Raw genomic sequence first — 4,376 nt, 5'->3', positions numbered from 1 at the left:
TGACTTCGTCAAAGACGCTGACTTCGTCAAAGACGCTGACTTCGTCAAAGACGCTGACTTCGTCAAAGACGCTGACTTCGTCAAAGACGCTGACTTCGTCAAAGACGCTGACTTCGTCAAAGACGCTGACTTCGTCAAAGACGCGGAATCTAAGGTGCTCGCCTAGAAGCAACGTTGCTTGGCTGTAGACATCTTAGACCCTTACTCTGTTCAGGGTGACAATCGAAAGACCCTGGGGGAAGCCAACGCCACGTCCAGCAAATTCAAGTGGATACAGTACTCGCTAAGAGCCTGTTTGCAATCTTCTTGTCTGGGCGCGCAACGTTCGCCCTGAGCTTGTCGAAGGGTGAATGGAACCGCAATAAGCTGGCGAATGGCGAAACTTACACGCGAGACGACTTATTTCCACTCGTCATCCGTGGGCCAGATGTTGGAGCTCCCCGCTCCGGCGCCGGCTCCCGGGGGCCGCTCCTCCATCCAGTCCTTGACCGTATCCCGCCACGTGATGAAGTGCGGCGTCTGCAGATGCGCTTGGAACGCGGCCTCGTCCACGTAGACCTCGTAGAGCCAGATGCGGTTCGGGTCGCCGCCGTCCTGGACCACGTCGAACCGCAGGCAACCGGGCTCGTCATTCACCGAACCCTTCGCATCGCCCAACATCGCTTCGATGAAGGCATCCCTGTAGCCTTCCTTGATCTTGATTGGCGCGACAATGATGTACATGCTCTTTCTCCTTATGTAAATATAGCCTTCAGTCTTGAGTGCCAGTGCTACGGCTATGATAGTTCGGGACGTCCGAACCTTCAAAGTGCAGAGGAGGCGCAATCGCTCGCCGGCAAAGCGTTTGCGGTTCTTGGATTGCTGCGGTTTTGTCGTTGAGAAAGTCAGTCCGTCATTCCGGCTTTCGCCGGAATCCATCTTCACTGCAACCCGGTGTTCCCTTCCGACCTGCTATGAATCGGTTCCATCCCTGACATTACTGGTGCATGCGGTGCCCACCACCATCGTAGAGCAATTGTCCCTTCAACCAGCCTCCTTGCTCCGATACCAAGAAGATCACAGCGTTGGCGATGACTTCCGGGGAATGAAACGGGCTGCAAAGCGATTGGATTGAGTCGCGATGTGCCTCTGCCATGGACGGACAGTCGGCTTCGGTGGCGCGTCGAATGCGATAGGCACACTGTTTCACTTTACGTCACCTCGCATTCGATCTGTTTGGTGGTCGCTCCATTTTAGTAGACTGGACTCCGACTTGTAAGCCGACGTTTCGCTAGCTCCTACGCAACCTACCCACTCTCTTTCTTCTCAATGATGCTGGAGCATCGTCATTGGGCTACCCCCACAGGCGAGGACAAGGCCTTTCGCGCCGCCCGAGTTGTGCCGTCATTGACAGCAGACGCATACCGTACTAGAGTCAGAGAAATCCTCACTTCATCGGATTTTCTTCCTACCAATTGGCACCCAAGAACCGATGCGCAGAGCGCTGAAGCGCAGACACAATAACAGCCGCCAACCGCACTATAGGAGGGCATGAACGGCAATGATACGGCTAACCGACGAACAGATGCGTGATTTCATCCGCAATGGGTATGTCGCGGTCAAGACCGGGCATCCCCGCGAGTTCCATCAGGACGTTTGGAACCAGACGGAGGCCCTTTTCGAGGAGGATGGCAATCCCGGCAACAACCTCATGGCCAGGATTCCTGCCATACGCGAGATTCTTGATGATCCGGCCGTAGACGGCGCGCTGGCGGGCGTGCTCGGCAACAACTACTTCGTCCATCCCCACCGCCACTGCCACTACCGGCCGCCGCACAGCGAGGGCCAGCAGATTCACCGCGACTCCTTTACCCGACGCCGCCACCGCACCCGTTGGCTGCTGGCGATGTACTATCCGCAGGATACGACGGTCGAGATGGGCCCGACCGGCGTGCTGCCGGGCACCCACTATTACAACTGGCTCGTAGGCCCCATCGGCCTCAACATGCGGCTGGACACCACCGAGGGCGAGGTCCCCGTGGTGGTGGAGGCCGGTACCGTATTGATGGTCCACTACGACCTCTGGCACCGGGGCATGGGCAACTCCACCGACAAGAAGCGCTACATGATGAAGTTCATGTTCGCCCGCATCGAAGAGCCGCAGGAGCCGAGTTGGGATAGCCAGGACAGTGAGTGGCCTGCCGATGACGATAGTAAACTTAGCGGCGTGTGGAGTCACATGTGGCGCTGGTATTCCGGCGCGGCCAACAACGGCTCCCCATCCGCCAACGGGAATGGCTCGATACCGGAGTTGATCGCGAACATCAAGGTAGACGACGAGACCACCTGCCTGGCGTCTGCCTATGCGTTGGGCTCGATGGGTGAGGTGGCTGTGCCCGCCTTGATCGATGCGTTCCAACACGAGAATGAAGCCGTGCGCCGCAACGCCAGCTACGCCCTGAGCACCATCGGCAAGGCTGCCGTGCCCGCCCTGCTGGATGCCTGCCAAGATGAGAGCGAGGGCGCGCGCTGCATGGCAGTGGAGACCCTGGCCGACCTGGGCTATCTCGGCGATGAAGTCATGCCGGCCCTGACAGCGGCGCTCAACGACGAGTCGATCGAGGTGCGCCGCCATGCCGTGGATGCGCTCGGCATCTCTCTGCAAGATTCCGCCAACGGCGTGCCGGCCCTCATCGAGGCCCTCGGCGATGAAGACGAGTTTATGCGTCGCGGCGCGGCCCTGGCGCTATCGCGGATTGGCGACAAAGCGGAAGAGGCCACGCCTGCCCTCGCGCACGCCCTGAATGACGAAAACCGCTACGTGCGCGGCAAAGCCGTCCACGCGCTGCAGCGTATCGGCACGCAGGAGGCACAGGATGCACTGGTGCACTTTCTGCTGACCTCACAGTGGTGTTACTCCACCAATAAGGACAGTCTGTACTAGTCTCTTTGACGCGGTAAGTCAGGTTGCGCTGGAACAAGATGTATCCTCCGTACTAGCCGTAGCGCGGGGGCTTGTCCCCCGCTCTTGGGCGCCAAAGGCAAGACCCCATTCGGGCAAGTCCACTAGCGCTCTTCCACGCTGCGAAATCCAGAATGAAGGGTCGTCTTCCCGTAGCGCGGGGGCTTGTCCCCCGCTCTTGGGCGCCAGAGACAAAACCCTCATGCGGGCAGGTCCCCTAGCGCACTTCCACGCTGCCAATTGCAGAATGAAGGGTCGCCTTCCCGTAGCGCGGGGGCTTGTCCCCCGCTCTTGGGCGCCAGCAGTAAACCCTCATTCGGGCAAGTCCCCTAGCGCACTTCCACGCTGCCAATTGTAGAAAGAAGGGTCGTCTTCCCGTAGCGCGGGGGCTTGTCCCCCGCTCTTGGGCGCCAGCGGTACCCCCCCCATTCGGGCAAGTCCCCTTGCGCACTTCCACGCTGCCAATTGCAGAATGAAGGGTCGCCTTCCCGTAGCGCGGGGGCTTGTCCCCCGCTTTTGGGTGCCAGAGGTAAGCCTTCATGCGGGCAGGTCTCTTTGGGCACTATCACACTTCGTCCTGCAAAGTGAAGGGACGAGAACAATTTCATTGTTCTCGTCCCTCTTGATTTACGGCGCCATTGATGTGCTGTCCTGTTGCACCCGCCCCTACCCTACGCGCTGCCCTCTTGCCAGAAGCGGCGTCCGATCAGCAGGCAGAGTACGACGAAAAGCGAGTCAACGATTGGAAAATAAATCAGGTGCGAGGTCACCGCGTCGCCGGTCTCGCTCTCAGGGTTCAACGTCCAGAACCACTCCCAATAGAATAGCGTGGATAGGACTACTGTTCCGTAGAAGGCGATGCTGACGCGCAGATGCTCAAGGGTGTTGGGGCACTCGCCGTCCTGGTGGGCATGCGCGCGCCGCATCAGGAAGCCCTTGACGAGCAAGATCAGTACCGCTGCCGCCATGAAGTAGTTGAGGATCTGCCAGTGCGGGTAGTCCGGCGAGCCGTCGTGGTACAGCGGCGTCGCAATGAGCAAGCCCCACGCGCAGAAGCCCACAATAAACAGGTACACCGCCAAGACTCTGTGCAGAATTGCCATGCCGCCAAACCTCCTTTGGTTTGTTCTGTATTGGGTGCCGCAACACTTCTTGAGTGGCGTAACTGCGCCAAACCACACACCTGAACATGCCAATATATGACACACGTATTGCGGTGTGTCAAGTGGTATCTGACGTCCGGCACACGCGCTGGGAGGTAAAACGCCTTCCTACCCGAATCCGGTAAGCGCGAGTCCGGCCCGGTAGCGCAGGTTTGCAACCTGCGTCCCCCGCCGATGGTCTCGATTGCTAAATTGCTGCCCCCGCCGCCAATCCTCCCGGTTAGCAAAGGTTTGCACCCTGCGTCCCCCGCCGATGGTCTCGATTGCTAAAT

The 4,376-nt window shown here is 59.1% G+C and carries 4 protein-coding genes; 1 reads left to right on the top strand and 3 read right to left on the bottom strand.

Annotation, left to right across the window (positions count from 1 at the left end; all coding sequences use genetic code 11):
* Positions 1-399: 399 nt before the first annotated feature.
* Together OXE05_09885 and OXE05_09880 are read right to left on the bottom strand one after the other, a co-directional pair.
* A complete protein-coding gene (locus tag OXE05_09885; protein ID MCY4437627.1) occupies positions 400-723 on the bottom strand; it encodes a putative quinol monooxygenase in 324 nt (107 codons plus the stop codon).
* Between the two features lie 253 nt (positions 724-976).
* Positions 977-1,189 carry a hypothetical protein gene (locus OXE05_09880; GenBank protein MCY4437626.1) on the bottom strand — a complete coding sequence of 71 codons (213 nt, stop codon included), beginning with the start codon at positions 1,187-1,189 and terminating at the stop codon, positions 977-979.
* A gap of 351 nt (positions 1,190-1,540) precedes the next feature.
* Between OXE05_09880 and OXE05_09875 the strand changes: the two genes are divergently transcribed.
* The gene (locus OXE05_09875; GenBank protein MCY4437625.1) at positions 1,541-2,923 is read left to right on the top strand and encodes a HEAT repeat domain-containing protein; all 1,383 of its coding nucleotides are present in this window, start codon (positions 1,541-1,543) and stop codon (positions 2,921-2,923) included.
* A 689-nt stretch (positions 2,924-3,612) separates the two neighbouring features.
* On the opposite strand, the gene OXE05_09870 is transcribed toward OXE05_09875, so the two are convergent.
* A complete protein-coding gene (locus tag OXE05_09870; protein MCY4437624.1) occupies positions 3,613-4,044 on the bottom strand; it encodes a hypothetical protein in 432 nt (143 codons plus the stop codon).
* Positions 4,045-4,376: the final 332 nt, after the last annotated feature.

It is taken from the genome of Chloroflexota bacterium, from assembly GCA_026710945.1.
GTDB lineage: Bacteria > Chloroflexota > UBA11872 > VXOZ01 > VXOZ01 > VXOZ01.
Note: the sequence above shows the minus strand (reverse complement) of the source record. Positions and strands in the feature narration are given on the sequence as shown.